Annotated in this window: 24 protein-coding genes, 1 tRNA gene and 1 riboswitch; of the genes, 13 read left to right on the forward strand and 12 right to left on the reverse strand. The window is 61.1% G+C overall.

All coding sequences use genetic code 11. The annotated features are described in order from the left end of the window. Window positions 1–3: 3 nt before the first annotated feature. From thiS to thiD, 3 genes are read right to left on the reverse strand one after another with little or no spacing between them, the layout of a single operon-like run. A complete protein-coding gene (gene thiS / locus JAO82_RS06815) occupies window positions 4–201 on the reverse strand; it encodes a sulfur carrier protein ThiS (protein WP_198685625.1) in 198 nt (65 codons plus the stop codon). Continuing rightward, window positions 191–1,171 (reverse strand): FAD-dependent oxidoreductase, encoded by a 981-nt coding sequence (locus tag JAO82_RS06820; protein WP_198685626.1) that lies wholly within the window; start codon window positions 1,169–1,171, stop codon window positions 191–193. The genes thiS and JAO82_RS06820 overlap by 11 nt, the downstream gene beginning before the upstream one ends. After that, window positions 1,164–1,967, reverse strand: coding sequence for a bifunctional hydroxymethylpyrimidine kinase/phosphomethylpyrimidine kinase (gene thiD, locus JAO82_RS06825; RefSeq protein ID WP_198685627.1), 804 nt, complete (start codon window positions 1,965–1,967; stop codon window positions 1,164–1,166). Before thiD ends, JAO82_RS06820 begins: the two co-directional genes overlap by 8 nt. Window positions 1,968–2,026: 59 nt before the next feature. Beyond that, a riboswitch (TPP riboswitch) is annotated at window positions 2,027–2,125 on the reverse strand. 154 nt (window positions 2,126–2,279) lie between these two features. On the opposite strand from thiD, the gene JAO82_RS06830 reads away from it, so the two are divergent. Continuing rightward, complete coding sequence (locus tag JAO82_RS06830) at window positions 2,280–2,999, forward strand: phosphatase PAP2 family protein (RefSeq protein WP_198685628.1); 720 nt, start codon at window positions 2,280–2,282, stop codon at window positions 2,997–2,999. Between the two features lie 55 nt (window positions 3,000–3,054). Here the strand turns inward: JAO82_RS06830 and JAO82_RS06835 are convergent. After that, window positions 3,055–3,138: transfer RNA gene (locus JAO82_RS06835), tRNA-Tyr, on the reverse strand. Window positions 3,139–3,259: 121 nt separating this feature from the next. On the opposite strand from JAO82_RS06835, the gene rlmB reads away from it, so the two are divergent. Then, complete coding sequence (gene rlmB / locus JAO82_RS06840; RefSeq protein WP_198685629.1) at window positions 3,260–4,033, forward strand: 23S rRNA (guanosine(2251)-2'-O)-methyltransferase RlmB; 774 nt, start codon at window positions 3,260–3,262, stop codon at window positions 4,031–4,033. Window positions 4,034–4,240: 207 nt separating this feature from the next. On the opposite strand, the gene JAO82_RS06845 is transcribed toward rlmB, so the two are convergent. The 6 genes from JAO82_RS06845 to JAO82_RS14260 all read right to left on the reverse strand — a co-directional run bounded on the left by JAO82_RS06845 (window position 4,241) and on the right by JAO82_RS14260 (window position 7,900). Beyond that, window positions 4,241–4,558 carry a phosphoribosyl-ATP diphosphatase gene (locus tag JAO82_RS06845; protein WP_198685630.1) on the reverse strand — a complete coding sequence of 106 codons (318 nt, stop codon included), beginning with the start codon at window positions 4,556–4,558 and terminating at the stop codon, window positions 4,241–4,243. After that, on the reverse strand, window positions 4,555–5,316 hold the full coding sequence (hisF, locus tag JAO82_RS06850; RefSeq protein WP_198685631.1) for an imidazole glycerol phosphate synthase subunit HisF: 762 nt from the start codon (window positions 5,314–5,316) through the stop codon (window positions 4,555–4,557). The genes JAO82_RS06845 and hisF overlap by 4 nt, the downstream gene beginning before the upstream one ends. 80 nt (window positions 5,317–5,396) lie before the next feature. After that, entirely contained in the window at window positions 5,397–6,119 is a 723-nt protein-coding gene (hisA, locus tag JAO82_RS06855) for a 1-(5-phosphoribosyl)-5-[(5-phosphoribosylamino)methylideneamino]imidazole-4-carboxamide isomerase (protein ID WP_198685752.1), read from the reverse strand. A 108-nt stretch (window positions 6,120–6,227) separates the two neighbouring features. Then, window positions 6,228–6,866, reverse strand: coding sequence for an imidazole glycerol phosphate synthase subunit HisH (gene hisH, locus JAO82_RS06860; protein ID WP_198685632.1), 639 nt, complete (start codon window positions 6,864–6,866; stop codon window positions 6,228–6,230). 4 nt (window positions 6,867–6,870) lie between these two features. Continuing rightward, entirely contained in the window at window positions 6,871–7,458 is a 588-nt protein-coding gene (gene hisB / locus JAO82_RS06865; RefSeq protein WP_198685633.1) for an imidazoleglycerol-phosphate dehydratase HisB, read from the reverse strand. A 217-nt stretch (window positions 7,459–7,675) separates the two neighbouring features. After that, window positions 7,676–7,900, reverse strand: coding sequence for a GDCCVxC domain-containing (seleno)protein (locus JAO82_RS14260; RefSeq protein ID WP_232897276.1), 225 nt, complete (start codon window positions 7,898–7,900; stop codon window positions 7,676–7,678). Between the two features lie 159 nt (window positions 7,901–8,059). Between JAO82_RS14260 and JAO82_RS06870 the strand changes: the two genes are divergently transcribed. The 5 genes from JAO82_RS06870 to JAO82_RS06890 all read left to right on the forward strand — a co-directional run bounded on the left by JAO82_RS06870 (window position 8,060) and on the right by JAO82_RS06890 (window position 11,313). Then, the gene (locus tag JAO82_RS06870; protein ID WP_198685634.1) at window positions 8,060–8,299 is read left to right on the forward strand and encodes an Lrp/AsnC family transcriptional regulator; all 240 of its coding nucleotides are present in this window, start codon (window positions 8,060–8,062) and stop codon (window positions 8,297–8,299) included. 66 nt (window positions 8,300–8,365) lie between these two features. Further along, window positions 8,366–9,565, forward strand: a complete 1,200-nt coding sequence (locus JAO82_RS06875; RefSeq protein WP_198685635.1) for an MFS transporter — start codon at window positions 8,366–8,368, stop codon at window positions 9,563–9,565. A gap of 99 nt (window positions 9,566–9,664) precedes the next feature. After that, window positions 9,665–10,090 carry a hypothetical protein gene (locus JAO82_RS06880; RefSeq protein WP_198685636.1) on the forward strand — a complete coding sequence of 142 codons (426 nt, stop codon included), beginning with the start codon at window positions 9,665–9,667 and terminating at the stop codon, window positions 10,088–10,090. Between the two features lies 1 nt (window position 10,091). After that, the gene (locus JAO82_RS06885) at window positions 10,092–10,610 is read left to right on the forward strand and encodes a plastocyanin/azurin family copper-binding protein (RefSeq protein ID WP_332872501.1); all 519 of its coding nucleotides are present in this window, start codon (window positions 10,092–10,094) and stop codon (window positions 10,608–10,610) included. Window position 10,611: 1 nt separating this feature from the next. Continuing rightward, entirely contained in the window at window positions 10,612–11,313 is a 702-nt protein-coding gene (locus JAO82_RS06890) for an RNA polymerase sigma factor (protein WP_198685637.1), read from the forward strand. A 306-nt stretch (window positions 11,314–11,619) separates the two neighbouring features. On the opposite strand, the gene JAO82_RS06895 is transcribed toward JAO82_RS06890, so the two are convergent. Both JAO82_RS06895 and mutY read right to left on the reverse strand, forming a co-directional pair. Next, the gene (locus tag JAO82_RS06895; RefSeq protein ID WP_198685638.1) at window positions 11,620–12,750 is read right to left on the reverse strand and encodes an alkane 1-monooxygenase; all 1,131 of its coding nucleotides are present in this window, start codon (window positions 12,748–12,750) and stop codon (window positions 11,620–11,622) included. Between the two features lie 8 nt (window positions 12,751–12,758). Continuing rightward, window positions 12,759–13,823, reverse strand: a complete 1,065-nt coding sequence (gene mutY / locus JAO82_RS06900; RefSeq protein ID WP_198685639.1) for an A/G-specific adenine glycosylase — start codon at window positions 13,821–13,823, stop codon at window positions 12,759–12,761. An 82-nt stretch (window positions 13,824–13,905) separates the two neighbouring features. On the opposite strand from mutY, the gene JAO82_RS06905 reads away from it, so the two are divergent. The 6 genes from JAO82_RS06905 (at window position 13,906) to betC (ending at window position 18,880) form a co-directional block, all read left to right on the forward strand. Next, window positions 13,906–14,412, forward strand: a complete 507-nt coding sequence (locus tag JAO82_RS06905) for a DUF721 domain-containing protein (protein ID WP_198685640.1) — start codon at window positions 13,906–13,908, stop codon at window positions 14,410–14,412. Window positions 14,413–14,425: 13 nt separating this feature from the next. After that, window positions 14,426–15,094, forward strand: a complete 669-nt coding sequence (locus JAO82_RS06910; RefSeq protein ID WP_198685641.1) for a DsbA family protein — start codon at window positions 14,426–14,428, stop codon at window positions 15,092–15,094. Window positions 15,095–15,268: 174 nt separating this feature from the next. After that, window positions 15,269–16,009, forward strand: coding sequence for a YebC/PmpR family DNA-binding transcriptional regulator (locus JAO82_RS06915; RefSeq protein ID WP_198685642.1), 741 nt, complete (start codon window positions 15,269–15,271; stop codon window positions 16,007–16,009). Window positions 16,010–16,139: 130 nt separating this feature from the next. After that, window positions 16,140–16,739, forward strand: coding sequence for a LysE/ArgO family amino acid transporter (locus tag JAO82_RS06920; RefSeq protein WP_198685643.1), 600 nt, complete (start codon window positions 16,140–16,142; stop codon window positions 16,737–16,739). A 66-nt stretch (window positions 16,740–16,805) separates the two neighbouring features. Then, entirely contained in the window at window positions 16,806–17,375 is a 570-nt protein-coding gene (betI, locus tag JAO82_RS06925) for a choline-binding transcriptional repressor BetI (RefSeq protein ID WP_198685644.1), read from the forward strand. Further along, a complete protein-coding gene (betC, locus tag JAO82_RS06930) occupies window positions 17,372–18,880 on the forward strand; it encodes a choline-sulfatase (protein WP_198685645.1) in 1,509 nt (502 codons plus the stop codon). Before betI ends, betC begins: the two co-directional genes overlap by 4 nt. Window positions 18,881–18,966 lie beyond the last annotated feature (86 nt).

Consider the following 18,966-nt stretch of genomic DNA (forward strand, 5'->3'; position numbering starts at 1 on the left):
GGCTTAGCCCCCTTGCATTGCCGCCAGCACTTCCAGCCGGTCGCCTGTGGAAAGCGGCGTTCCGGGCCGCGCCGAAACCGGGACGAAACGCCCATTCAGCGCGGTGGCCACACGGGCCTCGCCCCAGCCCAGTTGCTCCAGCGCGGCGGCGAGGTTTGCCGCGTCGATTTCGCGGGGGGAGCCATTGACGTCAATCTTCATGGAAAAGGTCTCCTTTTTCAGAGGTTGCGATAAAGGCTGCGGCTTGGCGCGCCAGCGTGGGTGCCATCAGGTAGCCGTGGCGGAACAGTCCATTGAGATGCAGCACCCGCCCGCGCGGCGTGATCCGCGGAACGTTATCGGGAAAGGCAGGGCGCAGGTCTGAACCGAATTCGACGATCTCGGCCTCGCCAAAACGCGGGTCGAGCGCATAGGCTGCCGACAGAAGCTCCAGTGCCGAGCGGGCGGTGACCGGGCCGCGCGCCGCGCTTTCAATCTGGGTTGCGCCCAACATGAACAGCCCGCCGCCACGGGGGACGATGTAAAGCGGATGGCGTGGATGCAGCAGCCGCACCGGGCGCGAAAGCTCGATTTCGGGTGCGCGCAACAGCACCATTTCGCCGCGCACCGCCCGTAATTCCGGCAGAACGTCGTGCGCCGCAAAGCCCCGGCAGTCGAGTACAGGGCCAGATAGTGCTTCGGGCAAGGCCTCGGCGCACTGCACGGTTACCCCATCGGCCTCCAGTGCCGCCACGAGGTCGGCCAGTGCGCGGCGCGGGTCGAGATGCGCCTCGGTCTCGAAGAACAGCCCGCGCCGGTGCCGGGGGGCGAGATGCGGCTCGAGTTCGGCGATTTCTGCCGCGTTCACCTGCCGGTGACCCTCGGTGCGGGCGGCGAAGCGGTCAAGTTCGGCGCGGTCGCGCTCCAGCGCAAGCACCAAAGTGCCCTTGCGCTGCAATTCGGTAACCTTGCCCCAGGCGTGCGCGGCCTCGGCGCCATGGCGGACGATGATGGGTTCGGTCACCGCGCCTTCGCATTGCGGTGCCAGCATGCCGCCGGCCCACCATGAACAGCCATGGGGCCCCGGTGCGCCAGCGCGGTCGATAACGCGCGGAGTGATGCCTTGCGCCAGCAGTTCCCGCGCGGCCCAAAGCCCAGCCACGCCGGCCCCAAGAACAGTTACCTCAGCCATCGGGCCAGACCGCGTGGAAGTGATGTACGGGCCCGTAACCGCGACCGATACCCAATTCATCAGCGGCGGCAATCGCACCCTGCAGATATTGATGCGCACCGCGCACCGCTTCGGACAGGTCGAATCCGCGCGCCAGCAACGCCGCGATCGCCGCAGACAGGGTACAACCGGTTCCATGGGTGTTTTGGGTATCTCGGCGCGGCGCGGTGAATTGCTCTTCGCCCTCGGGCAGCACCAGCAGGTCGCGGCACTCCGCCCCGGTGCCATGCCCGTCTTTCATCAAGACGGCCCGCGCGCCCATTTCGATCAGCGCACGGCCCTGGCGGCGCATTTCGGCCGCGTCGCTGGCTTCGGCGCAGCCAAGCAGCCGGGCTGCCTCGGGCAGGTTGGGGGTCAGTAAGGAAGCGTGGGGCAAGATCAGGCGCTGCAGCGCGTCGATCGCCGCTTCGGGCAGCAGGTCGTCGCCGGATTTCGCCACCATCACCGGATCGACCACGACCGGCACCTTGCGCCCGTCCAGTTCCGCAGCCACCGCCGCGATGGCGTCAGCGTCGCCCAGCATCCCGATCTTGACCGCGCCAATCGCGAGATCGTCGAACACTGCTGCAATCTGGGCGCGGATCATCGCCGGGCTGACCGGATCGACTTTGGTGACGGCGCGCGTGTTCTGCGCGGTGATTGCGGTGATTGCCGTCGCGCCGTAAACGCCGAGTGCGGAAAATGCCTTGAGATCGGCCTGAATGCCCGCGCCACCGCCACTGTCCGAGCCGGCAATGCTCAGCGCCAGAAATGTCATCACGCCCCCCGTTTTTTCAGGTCGGGTCGTGGGCGGTAAGTTTGCGGGAGTGGAGCCATCGGCTGCAAAAACCCGTTCCCTCCGCCGGCATGACCCGGATCAGGTTCGATGGGTTGGCTTGCGCCTCTCAGCCGGTAACGGCACCCCCACGGTTGGCCAATGCCTAGTTCCACTGCGGCATTATGTCAACCGGAGCGGTGGTAGGCTTCATTTGTCATCCTCGGCCGCGCGGCTGTGACGTCGCTCGTTGACAAATGTCGGCGCGTCGCCGACTGCTTGCCGAACAATACGTGCAGAGCCAGCAGGACGCCCATGCCATTACCGACCATCGTCACCGACATGTTCCGCCGTGTTGAAACCCTCACCTTGATCGCCATTCTGTTTGTCGTCGGCGCGATCTGGGCGTTCGCCGTACTTGCGGGCCGGGTCGTAAATGGTGATCCATATGCGTTTGATACGGCGATCCTGCTTGCCCTGCGCCAGCCCGAGGATCTGAGCAATTCGATCGGCGGACCGAAGATTGCTGAGATGATGCGCGATTTCACCGGGCTTGGCAGCGCCCCTGTGCTGACGCTGATCGCCTTTGCCGTGCTGGTCTTCCTGATCTTGCGGCGCCAGCCTGCGACGGCGCTGTTTCTTGCGGTTGCAATTGTGGGCGGGCAGGCGCTCGGGCATTTGGCAAAAAGCAGTTTTGCGCGGCCACGTCCCGACATCGTTCCGCATTTTGTCGATGCGGTGTCGGCGTCTTTTCCGTCGGGCCATTCGATGATGGCGGCGGTGACCTATTTGACGTTGGGTGTCATGTTGGCGCGGACGGAGCGGAAGTTTCGCATGCGCGCCTTTTACATTTCGCTCGCCGTTGTACTGTCGTTTCTTGTGGGCATCAGCCGCTTGTTTCTGGGTGTGCACTGGCCGACCGATGTACTGGCCGGGTGGACTCTGGGCGCGGCATGGGCGCTTGGCGTTTGGCTTGTGGCACGGATGATGGCCCGCCACGGCCAGATTGAAACCAGTTTTCGCGCAGATCAGTAACCGGTCGGCGGGCGACTGCCTACTGCGTCCCGACGATTTTCTGTTCCCATGAAAATGGTGGGCGACCTAGGAATCGAACCTAGCGTGCGTCTCCGCGAGGGAGTTACAGTCCCCTGCCACACCTTGCGGCCTGTCGCCCACTGTCAAAGCGCGTTGCGCCCGACGTAAAGGCGTGATTACAAGCGGGCATTGGGGTCGTCAACCGGAAAAGCTGCTGGATTTGGCGCAAGAGGCAAGACAGCGTGTCAGAGGGCGAGCAAATGAAAAAACCAAAATGGGTGGTGGACAAGGAAAAGGCCCGTAAAGCCGCTGCTGCTGAAACCGTTTGGCTGTTCGGCCTGCACGCGGTGCGCGATGCGCTGTTGAACCCGCAGCGGGAAAAGCTGCGCCTGATTGTCACACAAAATGCGCAAGACAAATTGGCCGATGCCATCGCTGCGGCGGAGATCGAGCCGGAGATTTCGGACCCGCGCCGCTTCGCCGCGCCACTTGATCCCGGATCGGTGCATCAGGGTGCTGCGCTTGAGGTTAAGCCGCTGAATTGGGGCAGTCTGGAAGAGGTCTGTATCGGGCGCGACGCGCCGCGGGTGATTCTGCTGGATCGGGTCAGTGATCCGCATAATGTGGGCGCGATCTTGCGGTCCGCCGAAGTGCTGGGTGCGTCCGCTGTGATCGGTATGCGGCATCACGCTGCCCCCGAGACCGGCGCGCTGGCCAAGGCGGCAAGTGGTGCGCTGGAGCGGCAGCCTTATCTGCGTGTGCGTAATCTGGCTGATACCATCATCGCGTTGCAGAACATGGGTTATCTGGTGCTGGGGCTGGATGGCGAAGCGGAACACACCGTCGAACAGGCAATCGAGGGCAAAAGTGATCGCGCTGTCGCGCTTGTGCTGGGTGCCGAGGGGCCGGGGCTGCGTGCCAGAACTCGGGACACCGTCGATCAACTGGTCCGGATTGACGCGGCGGGTGGATTTGGTTCGCTCAATGTGTCGAATGCGGCGGCAATTGCCCTATATGCAAGCCGACGCCGCTGACAGGAAACCCGGCTATGCGCCAGCTTTTACAGCCTCATGTGATCACGTAAGCGAGAGCGGCCTTTCCTTACGCGATACAAAGCCTACATAGATAAGTGACTGCGGGGACTGGAACCTCCCGCAGTACTTCACTGTCCCTCGTTCCGCACTGGCGTTCAAGGCTTGTCCTTGGACGCCTTTCTTTGATCAGACATGGCCGGTGGCGAATCAATGTCCGCTCCGGTTTGCCTTCTCGTCGAGACCCGATTGCCCCTGCCGCCGGGCCAGTTCACCCAGAACATCGTCAAGCGTCACATCCTGCGCGGCGAGCATGACCAGCAGGTGATACAGAACATCCGCCGCTTCGCGCGTCAGGGCCGGGCGGTCGCCCTTGATGGCCTCGATAATGGCTTCAACTGCCTCTTCACCGAATTTTTCAGCGCATTTCTCGGGACCTTTTGCCAACAATTTGGCGGTCCAGCTATTGTCGGGGTCCGACCCTTTGCGGCTTTCGATGGTATGCCAAAGCTCTTCCAGAACGCTCATGTCAGGCGCACCTCGATGCCGGCAGCGGCCATGTGTTCCTTGGCCTGCGCAATGGTATACTCGCCGAAGTGGAAGATCGACGCGGCCAGCACGGCACTGGCATGGCCGTCGCGCACACCTTCCACCAGATGATCCAGGGTGCCGACACCGCCCGAAGCGATCACCGGCACGTCCACCGCATCGGCGATGGCGCGGGTCAGGGGGATGTTGAACCCGGCACGGGTGCCGTCGCGGTCCATCGAGGTCAATAGGATCTCGCCCGCGCCCTTGTCGGTGATCATGCGGGCAAATTCCACCGCGTCGATGCCGGTGGCCTTGCGTCCGCCATGGGTGAATATCTCCCATTTGCCGGGGCTCACGGTCTTGGCGTCGATGGCGACGACAATGCACTGGCTGCCAAAGCGGTCGGCGGCGCGTGCCACCACATCGGGGTCTGCCACGGCGGCCGAGTTGAACGACACCTTGTCGGCTCCGGCCAGCAGCAGGTCGCGCACATCTTCGGGGGTGCGCACACCGCCGCCCACGGTCAGCGGGATATAGCAGTTCTCGGCGGTGCGTCGGACCACGTCATGCATGGTGCCGCGGTTTTCATGGGTGGCGTGGATGTCGAGAAAACACAGTTCGTCCGCGCCCGCGGCATCATAGGCGCGTGCAGATTCTACCGGGTCGCCGGCATCGACCAGATCGACGAAATTGACGCCCTTGACGACACGGCCATCGGCCACGTCAAGACAGGGAATGATACGGGTTTTCAGCATGACGGTTTCCTTCTGCTGCGGGTCTAGCGCATTTACCGGCTTTCGCCATTGTCGTGGCGCAACACCGGCTCCCGAGCCGTTTACGCCTTGAGCGTTGCCAGGGCCGCGCCCAGATCCAGAGCGCCATCATAGAGCGCCCGCCCCGAGATCACACCATTCAGGGCGACGCCGCAATCGCGTAACGCGATCAGGTCGTCCAACGAAGATACCCCGCCCGACGCGATCACCGGGATCGACACCGCCCGCGCCAGATCGGCGGTGGCCTGCACGTTCGGCCCCTTCATCGCACCATCGCGCAGGATGTCGGTGTAAATGATTGCGGCAACGCCCGCATCCTCGAATGAGCGCGCCAGATCAGTCACCATAACATCGGTTTCCTCGGCCCAGCCCTTGGTCGCGACACGGCCCCCGCGGGCGTCGATACCAACCGCGATCTGACCCGGGAACGCGCGTGCAGCTTCGCGCACCAGATCGGGATTTTCCACCGCGACCGTGCCGAGGATGACGCGCGCCAAGCCCTTTTCGATCCAGGTTTCGATGGTTTTCATGTCGCGGATACCACCGCCCAACTGCGCTGGTACGGTGCTGGCCGCAAGAATCGCTTCGACCGGGGCAGCATTGACCGGTTCGCCCGCAAAAGCGCCGTTCAGATCCACCAAGTGCAGCCATTCGCATCCGGAATTGATAAATTCGCGCGCTTGGGCGGCAGGGTCGTCATTGAATACGGTCACGCGCTCCATCTCGCCCTGTACAAGGCGCACGGCCTGCCCATCCTTGAGGTCGATTGCGGGATAGAGGATCATGTCAGCGGCCTTTTCCATGTCGATTTCACCGCGATATGACACAAGGCACGGGCGATATGCAACGCGCCATGCGAATCAATCGCGCGTCGAGAGCGGGCAGGGTCGGCGCTAAGGTGTCCAGCGCAAGAAGTTGGCGATCATGCGCAAACCCACTGCCTGGCTTTTCTCGGGGTGGAACTGCATGCCAATCATGGTGTCGCGTCCGACCACGGCTGTCACGTCGCCACCGTAATTGACATGCGCCAGACGCTGCGCCGGGGTGGTGACACGAAAATGATAGGAGTGCACGAAATAGGCATGGTCGCCGGTTTTGACCCCGTCAAACACGGGGTGGGGCGCGTCGATCACCAGATCGTTCCAGCCCATATGCGGCACCTTCAGCGCCGGGTCATCGGGCGTGATTTTTACGACCTCGCCACCGATCCATCCCAGACCGGACGTGTCGCTGTATTCACGGCCCCATTCGGCCATCAATTGCATGCCGACACAGATACCCAGAAATGGGCGGGCATGCTGCTCCACCGCCTCGCGTAGCGCGTCGTACAGGCCCGATTGCCCGCGCAGCGCCGCAGCACAGGCGGGAAAGGCGCCGTCGCCCGGCAGCACGATCCGGTCGGCCCGTGCCACCACATCCGCATCCGAGGTGACGGTGACGGTGCCGCCGTCTATCTCGCGTGCCATCCGCTGGAACGCCTTTTCCGCCGAATGGAGGTTGCCGCTTTCGTAATCGATGATCGCGGTCAGCATCCGATCACAACGCGCCCTTGGTCGAGGGCACCGCGTCAGATTTGCGCGGGTCGGTCTCGACAGCGATGCGCAGCGCGCGGGCCACCGCCTTGAAGGTCGCCTCGGCGATATGGTGGCTGTTAAAGCCGTGCAGCGCATCCAGATGCAGGGTGATCCCGCCATGTGTCGAAAATGCCTGAAAGAACTCGCGTACGAGTTCGCTGTCGAATGTGCCGATTTTCTGCGTCGGAAGGTTCACGTTCCAAGCGAGAAAAGGCCGTGCAGACAGGTCCAGCGCACAACGCACCAGCGCGTCATCCATCGGCAGCAGGCACGAGCCATAGCGGTTGATGCCGCGCTTGTCGCCCAATGCCTTGGCCAGCGCCTGCCCCAGCGCGATGCCGGTGTCCTCAACAGTGTGGTGGTCATCGATATGCAGATCGCCCTTAGTGCGCACCTTCATGTCGATCAGCGAATGACGCGCCAACTGGTCCAGCATGTGATCGAAAAAACCAACGCCGGTATCATTGTCGTAAGCGCCGCTGCCGTCGAGATTGATTTCGACATTGATGTCGGTCTCGGCGGTTTTGCGGGCAATCTGGCTGGTGCGCATTTGCGGCCCTTTCCTGTCTGTTCGGGCTGCTTATAGGCGCGCGGCGCGCCGCTTTCTAGTCAGTTTGCGTCGGCGCGCCTTGGTACTTCCTATTATGCTTTTATGGCTGCCGGGTCGGTCCGAAGCCGTTGAAAAGCTTTTGCCACCGAAAACCGGGCCGTCACGGCCGGAGCGGCGACGGAGGGGCACGAGGCGAAATCAGCTTTCAGGCTATGCTCTATCGGCAACAGGATTTGCCTTCTTGAACCGGTGGGCAAGGGGCCGTCGCATAGGAGCAATAAACACAGCAGTCGCCTTCGCGCGGTCTTAACACCGTATGGCAAGCGGCGCACTCATAGAACCACTGGCAGGAATCGGTGGGCATCGTTTCGGTGGCTGCGTGACCACAAGACGGGCACGTCAGCGTTGTTTGCCGGATTGTTTCAGAGCCGTCATTTGTCATAGCGTATGCCTGCGAAAATGCTAACGCCGGTCACGTCGGCAATCAATCAGCATTTCAAAGATGCCGAGATCGCTTGACCCTGTCACGGCTGCAGACGGGGATTGCACGCGGCAGTGGGGCGTGTCAGCTTGGGGTGGACCTGATCCAGAGGCCGAACCCATGACAACCTGTGTTTTCATTCAGATTCGCTGCAAGCCCGGCACTACCTATAAAGTTGCCGAGGAAATTGCCTTGCGCGAAATTCATTCCGAGCTTCATTCCACCAGCGGTAATTATGACCTGCTGATGAAACTGTACATTCCACCGCAGGAAGATGTCGGCAAATACATCAACGATCATCTGCTCGACATTCCCGATATCGAGCGCTCGCTCACCACGATCACGTTCAAGGCGTTCTGACCCGCCATTGTCCCGCCTGCGCGATGGCAGACCCGGAATGGGCGCACGGTGATAGAGGCAAGCGATATGACTGCAGCGGATAGCAGAACGCCCGACAGCGCCACTTGGCTGGTGATTATCGGCGTCAGCCTGTGTCACATGCTCAACGATGTGATGCAGTCGTTGCTGGCGGCGATCTATCCGCTGCTGCGCGCCGAATTTGCGCTGGATTTCTGGCAGATCGGGCTGATGACTTTTGCGTTTCAGGTGACCGCGTCGCTGCTGCAACCGCTGATTGGGCTGGTCACGGACCGACGCCCGTTCCCCTATGCGCTGCCGCTGGGCATGGGATCGACGATGATCGGGCTGATCCTGCTGGCACTTGCGGGTGAGTATGGGGTGCTGCTGGTCGGGGCGATGCTGATCGGGCTTGGCTCGGCGATCTTCCACCCCGAGGCATCTCGGGTCGCGCGCTTGGCCTCCGGCGGGCGGTTCGGCGCGGCGCAGTCTGTGTTTCAAGTCGGCGGGAATTTCGGCACCGCCATCGGCCCGCTGCTGGCGGCCTTTATCGTGCTGCCATTGGGGCGGCCCAGCATTGCGTGGTTCTCGCTGGCGGCCTTGCTGGGCATCGTGATCCTGTCGCAGGTCAGCGCGTGGTATGGCCGCTGGCAAAGAACCAATGCTGCGCGCGGGTCGGCACCGGCCTCATTGCCGCTGCCGCGCCGCCGGGTGCAAATCGCGCTGATCGTGCTGGCGCTGCTGGTCTTTACCAAGAACATCTATACCGCCAGCATGACCAGCTATTACATCTTCTTTCTGATTGACCGCTTCGACCTGTCCACACAGAGCGCGCAGGTGATGCTGTTTCTGTTTTTGGGTGCGATGCCGGTCGGGGTGGCGCTGGGCGGCGCGATTGGCGACCGGGTCGGCCCGCTGACTGTGATCTGGGTGTCGATACTGGGCGTGCTGCCGTTTACGCTGATGCTGCCCTATGTCTCGCTGTTTTGGACCGGGGCACTGTCGGTGATAATCGGGGTGATCCTTGCCGCAGCGTTTCCGGCCATCGTGGTTTTCGCGCAAGAGTTGGTGCCGGGCCGGGTCGGCATGGTTGCCGGGATGTTCTTTGGCTTTGCCTTCGGCATGGCGGGTATCGCGGCGGCGGTGCTGGGGGTGCTGGCCGACAGTCGCGGGATCGAGTTCGTCTATCGCGTGTGCGCGTATCTGCCGCTGCTGGGCCTGTTGACCGTCTTTCTCCCTCGACGCCATGAAATGGCGCGCTGCGCCTAGAAAAACGTTAAATTTCGGGAACCTTTTGCGCCCAGGCGCATCCAATGGTTCAGACAGGCCAGCAACGGCCTGGGCTGAATGTGGAAAAAGGAACATGAAATGACCCGATTTTTCGCCACTGTTGCGGCGCTCTCCATGGTGGCAATCACCCCGGCTTTTGCGCATGGTCCGGAGGAGGCCGTCGCCACCTATCCGCCGGAAGCGCCCTATCAGAAGGTCAGCGATCTGGTGGCACTGCCCGATTTCCTGCCCGGTATGGGAGAGCTTTACGTCAATCCCGAGACCCTGCCGGCGGGGCCGTTTGTCGCCTATGATCATGACGGGCAATTGGTCAGCTCGACCTACATGATCCCGACTGCGGCCATGAACCCCGAGATGAGCTTTGACAATCTCGCGGTTCCGACCGTCTTGGTCGATCATACGGATATCTATTACAACGCCGGCCATCCGGGCGTGGAAGAACCCCATATCCATATCGTGCTTTGGGCTGTCTCGCCCGAGGACGAAGCCAGAGTGGCCGAATAAGGTGCGGCGCAGGCGCTTTCTGGGGGCGGGCGGCAGCGCGGTTGCCGGCCTCTCCCTCTTGCCCGGCTTTGCGCTGGGCGCTGATGTCGTTGAAATAGGTATGTCGGGGCGGCCCGACGGTTCGAAAGTCTGGTTTGATCCGCTCGGTGTGCTGATTCAGCCCGGCCAGACGGTTCGCTGGACCAACCATGACAAGGGCAATTCGCACACTGCCACAGCCTATGCCCCTGAAAACCAAGGTCATCCGCGCCGCATTCCCGACGGGGCCACGCCATTCGACAGCGATTATTTGCTGCCGGGGGAAAGTTTCGAGACAGTTCTCACTGTGCCGGGGGTCTATGATTACCTCTGCCTGCCTCACGAAATGGCCGGCATGGTCGGGCGTATCATTGTGGCCGCCCCCGAGCCGGGCGATTTAACCGGCTATCCCGACGGTGATCTGCCCAAGGTGGTGCTTGACGGGTTTCCGTCCATCACTGAAATTTTGAAACAGAAAAACGTTTACCGAATGGGTGGATGACATGCGCGCAGGATCAGCACAATCGCACGAGGTTTATAACGCTCTTGACGAGGCCGAATTGGTTGCGCTGGCCCGCGCCGAAGACGAAGCTGCCGTACGCGCGCTGATCCAGCGTTGCAATCAGCGGCTGTTTCGGGTCGCGCGCGGTATCCTGCACGATGACGGCGACGCCGAGGATGCGGTGCAGGCCGCCTATGTGACCGGCTTCACCAAGCTGGATAGCTTCCGGGGCGAGGCTGCGTTTTTAACATGGATTACCCGGATCGTGATGAACGAGGCTTTTGGTCGCTTGCGACGACAGGCCAAGGTTGTCGAGCTTGCCGATTTTCGCGACGGCGCACCGCAGCTTCCCCAAGGAGACTTTCCCGGATCGATGTCACAACCAGAGAATCCCGAATCCGAATTGTACCGCGCCGAGGTGCGCAAATTTCTTGAACTGGCGATCGACACCCTGCCCGAGCCGTTTCGCCTGACTTATATGCTGCGCGACGTCGAGGAGATGACTACAGCCGAAGTCGCCGATTTGATGGGGGTAAAGGGGGTTACCGTCAAGACGCGGCTGTTTCGCGCGCGCCACATGTTGCGAGCCCATTTCGAGCAAAGTTTCGCGCAGGAGTTTTCGGCCATATTTCCGTTTGACGGGCGTCGCTGCGCGGGAATGGCGGATCGGGTTGTGGAGAGGCTCGCGGCTCTGCGAAGCTGATCGGATCAGGCGCGTTAGGCGATTGCCCTATATCGGCAGTCGACAACTGGCGCGAAAAGCGTCTGGTCCGAAACAGCGCAGATAAATGCTTGGATCATATATGAAAATTGCGGCGCACCGGGAGCCGCATGTAACCGACCGGCGGCGATGTGCGGCCCGACGGTGCGCTACCTGAAATACCCGGAGCTGCCCCCGATTGCAGGGTGAACTGAACCGCCAGCGGCCCCAGATTGACGGATAGGCTGGGCGCCAGCGCCTGTGCAAAGCTGGTGCCGAAACCCTATGTGAACTCCGGCCCCTGGAGCGTCACTTCGGCATCGGATTGGTTGCCTTGTTATAGGCTTTCCAATCGGTGATTTCGGGGTAAAACGCCTTTCGCCAGTGCCGCACGCGCGGGTTCATCATGCGGCGCCAGAGCGGCGGTACCATTGCTGCTGCTGCCATCAACGGATAGCCATGGGGCAATTGTGGTGCAGATGCCTCGTCATGGTTTTGCAGCAGGGGAAAGCGCCGGTTAGGTCTATAATGATGGTCGGAATGGCGCTGCAGATTGATCAAAAGCCAGCCCGATGCCTTATGTGCCGCGTTCCAGGAATGGCGGGGCAGGACATGCTCATAGCGCCCGTCGCCCAGATATTTGCGCGTGAGGCCGTAATGTTCGACGTAATTGACCAGTTCCAACTGCCAGATCGCGACCCCGGCCTGTATCAGAAGCAGGCCCAGACCAACCCAGCCGCCGAGCGCAAGGGCAAGCAGCAACATCACGCCCTGCAATATCCAATACCGCCAGAACGGATTGCGGGGATGTGTCCAATGCAGCCCTTTGCGGGTCAGCATGTCACGTTCCGCCCGAAAGGCCGAGATCAGCGCTTGCCGCAGTACGCGCGGATAAAAGCGGTGGAACCCTTCATTATAGCGCGCCGTGACCGCATCGCGCGGCGTGCCCACATGGCGGTGATGCACCAGCAGGTGTTCCGAACGGAAATGCGAATACAGCACCATTGCCAATAGCAGATCGGCCATACCACGCTCAAGCCGGCTTTTCTGATGCATCAATTCGTGACTGTAATTGATCCCGATGGTGCCGGTCAGCACGCCGACGCCAAAGAACAGCGCGATCTTTTCCCAGCTGGTCAGGTGGCCGGTGTGGGTTACGTACCAGATCAGCCCGAACAGTGTCAGAAATTGCGCGAGGCCCCAGAACATCGTCAGCGCGATATACCATGTCAGGTCGTCTTCCGGCGTTTCGGGGTCGGCATTGCTCAGGTTCAGCCCAATCAAGCCGTCCAGCGCCGCAAATAAATACCATGCTGCCAGTGGCGGCAACAACAGGGTCCAGCCGCCATGGATGGCGGCGATCCAGACCAGCGGCAACAGCAGAAAGCTCAGCCAGAAGGGCAGGGCATTGCGCCAATTGATGAGCGTTTTATGGGCCATCGCGATCTTTATTCGACACCGGCAGCCATTGTCGACTGTGCCAGATCATAGGCCTTACGCATCACAGTGGGCAGATCTGAGGGGCGAAATTCCTCGCGTGTCAGAAAAAACCCGGTCTGCGGGTTTCGAGCGGCAGAAACCGTTGCGGTCTTTACCGTCAGGATCAGGTGGAAATGGGTGAAGGTATGGCGCACTTCCGCGGGCAGAACTTGCCAATCCGCTTTGATCGGTGCTGCCTTCTGGGCAGTCTCGCCCCATTGCGATCCGGGCCAGCCCAGCATGCCCCCCAGCAAGCCGCTGTCCGGACGGCGCTCAAGCAGCCAGGCACCGTCATCGCGTTGCAGCAGATAAACGATGCCGCGCCGTGTCGGTTTGGGTGCTTTGGGGGTTTTCTTGGGCAATTCAGCAGCCGTACCGGTCTGGCGCGCCCTACAGCGGCTGTGCAGGGGGCAGCGGTTGCAGGACGGGGCGCGAGGCGTGCAGATGGTCGCGCCCAGATCCATCACCGCCTGGGCATAATCGCCGGGCCGGTTTTGCGGGGTCAGGGCGGCGGCATGGGCTTTCAATTCGGGCTTGGCGGTGGGCAGCGGGCTGTGCACGTCGAATAGCCGGGCCATCACGCGTTCGACATTGCCGTCCATCACGGTTTCCGGCAGATCGAACGCAATCGCGGAAATTGCCGCTGCGGTATAGGGGCCGATCCCCGGCAAAGCCAAAAGCGCGTCGTGATTTGTCGGAAATTGCCCGCCAAATTCGCTGGCGATGATCCGCGCGCATTTCAGCAGGTTGCGCGCCCGTGCGTAGTATCCAAGCCCGGCCCATTCCCCCATAACATCACCATCGGGCGCGGCGGCCAAAGCTTGCACATCCGGCCAAAGCGCGGTGAAACGATGGAAATAATCGCGCACCGCGGCCACGGTCGTTTGCTGCAGCATGATTTCGGACAGCCAAACGCGATACGGGTCGGGGTGCTGTCCGGCTGAGCGCCTTGCCGGGCTGACCCGCCAAGGCAGATCGCGTGCATGGGTATCGTACCACGCCAGCAAAGTCTCGCTAATCTTGCCGTCACGCATTGTTTATGCCTTTACCGTGGGTTTCACTGGCACCTGCCAATTTGGTCATTACAATAGCCTTACGAAACGGGGAAATCACCAGATGTCGCGACGGAAATCTTCCACCCGCGGGTTTAAACGTACCGCAAGCGTGCTAAGCGAGCAGATCCGCCGTGTGGGTGAAAGCCGTGGTTTCGCAGTGTCGCGGCTGTTAACTCACTGGGCCGAAATTGCCGGGGCCAACATGGCTGAAATCGCGCGACCAGTCAAAATCACCTATGGACGGGGTGGCTTTGGGGCAACGCTGACCGTGCTTACCACCGGCCCGCATGCACCCATGCTGGAGATGCAAAAGGAACAGCTGCGCAAAAAGGTCAACGGAGTGTATGGCTATAACGCGATTAGCCGCGTGCGTATCACCCAGACTGCGCCGACCGGTTTTGCCGAAGGGCAAGCCTTATTTGCGCCAGCGCCGCCCGCGCCGACGCCGCCGCCTGACCCAGAAATCCTGAAACAGGCAAAGCAACGCGCGCATGCGGTGCAAAACGACGATCTTCGCGCGGCCCTCGAGCGTCTGGGGCGCAACGTATTATCCAAAAGCAAACTTTGAGAAAGGGGCAGAAATGACCCGAATGACCGTATTGATCGGAGCCGTGGCTGCGCTTGCGCTGGGCGCATATCTGACTATGACATCGCAAAACCCGCCAAAAGCAGGGAACGCCCTGATCAGCGCCGCACAGGCGCAGGGTGTCGCCGAGGTGGACATTTCGACGATTCAGGAAATGACCTTGGGGGCCGAGGACGCTCCGGTCGAGATCATCGAGTATTCCTCGTATACTTGTCCGCATTGCGCCAATTTCCATCAAGATACGTTCCAGAAGATCAAGAAGAATTACATCGACACCGGCAAGGTCAGATGGACCTACCGCGAGGTCTATTTCGACCGCTTCGGTCTGTGGGCATCGCTGGTTGCGCGCTGCGGCGGTGAGGAGCGGTTCTTTGGCATTTCTGATCTGATCTTCAAGGGCCAGGAAAATTGGACCCGTGCCGGCGAACCTGACGCCATTGTGGACGAGTTGCGCAAGATCGGCCGTCTTGCCGGTATGGAAAGCGACCAGATCGAAGCCTGCCTTCAAGACGGTGAAAAGGCGCAGACCCTTGTGGCGTGGTTCCAGAAAAACGCTGAAGCCGACAAGATCGAATCGACCCCCAGTTTCGTCGTGAATGGCAGCAAAGTGTCCAACCAAACCTATGCGGACTTTTCCGCGTTAATCGACGCCGCACTTGAATAGTATTTGCCGTCGGTTCGGTGATCCTGGGATTGCCGAACCGATCCCTAACGTTGGGCTCGATCACTTGCCGAGAAGCAAGCGCTGAAAGCCACTGCGCAGGGGCGGATATCTTGAACCAGGGTGACGGTCGGGGTTATATGATCGTCACCCACACAAGCAGGACAAGGAACCAAAATGGCCGGCCATTCCAAATGGGCAAATATTCAGCACCGCAAAGGGCGCCAGGATGCTGTGCGCTCCAAGCTTTTTGCGAAGCTGGGCAAAGAGATCACCGTTGCGGCCAAAATGGGCGATCCAGACCCTGACAAGAACCCGCGCCTGCGTCTGGCGGTAAAAGAAGCCAGATCGAATTCGGTTCCCAAGGATGTCATCGACCGTGCGATCAAACGGTCTCAGGCCGGTGAGGGCGATGATTACGAAGAAATCCGCTATGAGGGATATGGCCCGAATGGTGTCGCGATCATTGTCGAGGCGATGACCGATAACCGCAATCGCACCGCCAGCAACGTGCGCTCTACCTTCACCAAATATGGCGGAAATCTGGGCGAGACCGGCAGCGTCGGCTTCATGTTCGATCGCAAGGGCGAAATCGTCTATCCAGCCGAGGTCGGCGATGGCGATACTGTCTTGATGGCGGCAATCGAAGCCGGCGCCGAGGATGTCGAAAGCTCCGAGGATGGGCATATGATCTGGTGCGTCGACACCGATCTGAATGATGTTTCCAATGCGCTTGAGACCGAACTGGGCGAAAGCGAGGCGACCCGTCTGGTGTGGAAACCCACCACCACGACCGAGATGGATCTTGAGGCGATGGAAAAGCTGATGAAGCTGATCGAGGCGCTTGAGGATGACGACGACGTGCAGCGCGTCACCACCAATTTCGAAGCCTCGGACGAGGTTCTGGATCAGCTGTAACGGGCTGTAGCCCCTTAGCAAAATCACAATATCGGCAGTTGAGTCACTGATCACTGCCTGCGGCACGATCGTGGCTGGCGACGGGGACATTGATGCCACCCGTTTTTGGTCAATTCCGCCCGGAGGCGTCATGAGTTCGGCTTTCCTGCCCGGTTTCGCGCTTGGATTCAGTCTGATTCTGGCGATTGGCGCGCAGAACGCTTTTGTGTTGCGGCAAGGCTTGCGGCGCGATCATGTTTTTGCCGTCTGTCTGGCCTGCGCGCTGTCGGATGCGCTATTGATTGCCGCCGGGGTCGCGGGGTTTGGGGCGCTGGCGCGGGCGGTGCCCTGGCTGGAGCCGGTGATGCGCTATGGTGGTGCCGCGTTCCTGCTCTGGTATGGCGCGTTGAACCTGCGCAATGCGTGGCGCGGCGGTGAAGCCTTGCGGGCCGAAGACGGGCGTGGGCGCGGATTGTGGCGCACCTTGGGCGTCGTTCTGGCGCTGACCTGGCTGAACCCGCATGTTTATCTCGACACGGTGGTTTTGCTGGGGTCGGTCTCGGCGCAATATGATGACCGGCTAGGGTTTGTATTGGGCGCGACCTGCGCCAGTTTCGTGTTTTTCTTCAGTCTTGGCTATGGCGCGCGGCTGCTGGCCCCGCTGTTCGCGCGGCCCCGTGCATGGCAGGTGCTTGACTTGTTGATCGCATTGGTGATGTGGCCCATCGCGGCACGGTTGCTGACCATGTAATCAACGTTGATTGACTGGTCAGTCAATGCGCTCTAGGGTGATCCGCAATTGCCGTGGAGGCCTGAAATGGCGAAAGTCAGAGCGGAACCAATGCGTCGCGAGGCACTGGTCAAGGCGACCATCGCCGAGATTGGTGAGTCCGGCTCGTTGGATGTGACCGTTTCACAAATTGCCCGCCGTGCCGGCATGTCGAGCGCGCTGGCGCACCACTATTTTGGTGGTAAGGATCAGATTTTCCTCGCCGCCATGCGCCGCATCCTGTCGGATTTCGGTGCCGAAGTGCGTGCCGAATTGGCCCGCGCCGCCCCGCAGAACCGTGCCTCCGCGATCATCCGGGCCTCTTTCGCGCCGGTCTGCTTCACCCCCGAGACGATCAGCGCTTGGATGAGCTTTTATGTGATGGCGCAGAAGAACGATCAGGCCCTGCGCTTGTGGCGGATCTATCAGCACCGCATCCGCAGCAACCTGACCCATGCGCTGCGCCCGCTCTGCGCCGACCCTGAGGGCGCGGCCCGAACCCTCGCCGCGCTGATCGACGGGCTTTATATCCGCGCCGCGCTGAACCACCCAGACACGCCGCAAATGGCGGTGGATCACGCGCTGCGCGTGCTCGATATGCTGAGGGAGGCAACATGACCGCACCCAACATCCTGATCCTGATGGTGGACCAGTTGAACGGTACGCTGTTTCCCGACGGTCCCGCCGATTGGCTACATACGCCGAACCTGCGCGCTCTGGCGGATCGCAGCACGCGGTTCACCAACGCCTATACCGCCAGTCCGCTTTGTGCGCCGGGGCGGGCCAGCTTCATGTCCGGGCAACTGCCCTCGCGCACCGGCGTCTATGACAACGCGGCCGAGTTTCGCAGCGACATCCCGACCTATGCCCACCATCTGCGCCGCGCCGGCTATTACACCTGTCTCAGCGGCAAAATGCATTTCGTCGGTCCCGACCAATTGCACGGGTTCGAGGACCGGCTGACCACCGATATCTACCCCGCCGATTTCGGCTGGACCCCGGATTATCGCAAACCGGGGCAGCGTATCGACTGGTGGTATCACAACCTTGGCTCGGTCACCGGGGCCGGGGTCGCCGAGATCACCAACCAGATGGAATATGATGACGAGGTCGCTTATCACGCCCGCGCCAAGCTTTACGATCTGGCGCGTGGCCACGATCCGCGCCCGTGGTGCCTGACGGTCAGCTTCACCCATCCGCATGATCCCTATGTGGCACGGCGCAAATATTGGGATCTCTATGCAGATTGCGCCCATCTCGCGCCGGGGGTGTCGGCGATCCCCTATGATGATCAGGACAGCCATTCCAAACGCCTGTTCGACGCGAATGATTGGCGCAGCTATGATATAACCGACACCGATATCGCCCGCGCGCGCCAAGCCTATTTCGCCAATATCACCTATCTGGACGACAAGGTCGGTGAAATCCTCCAGGTGCTCGACGACACGCGGCAGGAGGCGATCGTGGTCTTCCTCTCTGATCACGGTGACATGTTGGGCGAGCGCGGGCTGTGGTTCAAGATGTCCTTCTTCGAGGGCTCGGCGCGGGTGCCGCTGATGATCAGCGCGCGCGATCTGCCCGCTTGCCGTATTGATAGGCCTGTATCCACGTTGGACGTCACGCCGACATTGGCCGCGTTGGCGGGTATCGACCTGACCGAAATCGCACTTTGGACCGATGGGCAGGATCTGACCCCGTTGGCCCATGGCGATTCCCGCAGCGAACCGGTGGCGATGGAATACGCCGCCGAAGGCTCGGATGCGCCGCTGATCTGCCTGCGCGACGGGCGCTGGAAATATATCCGCTGCGCGCTGGACCCCGACCAGCTTTTTGATCTGGCATCCGACCCGGATGAATTGAGCAATCTGGCCAGCGAGCCCGCCCATGCCGGTACACTTGCCACATTGCGTGCCATGGCCGAGCGGCGCTGGGATTTGGCGCGCTTCGATGCCGATATACGCGCCAGTCAGGCGCGGCGTCTTGTGGTCTACGATTCGTTGCGCAAGGGCGGGTATTACCCGTGGGATTACCAGCCCCTGCAAAAGGCGTCCGAGCGTTACATGCGCAACCATATGGACCTGAACATTCTTGAAACCGCACAACGTTTCCCAAGAGGAGAATAGATGCTTCTTCTTGCTGTAAATATCCCCGCCGGAGGCATGAAAATTCTGATGGACCTTCACCAATCCGGGGCGACGCTATGAGCAGA

The sequence above is a fragment of the Pontibaca salina genome (genome assembly GCF_016307205.1).
Taxonomy (GTDB): Bacteria; Pseudomonadota; Alphaproteobacteria; order Rhodobacterales; family Rhodobacteraceae; genus Pontibaca; species Pontibaca salina.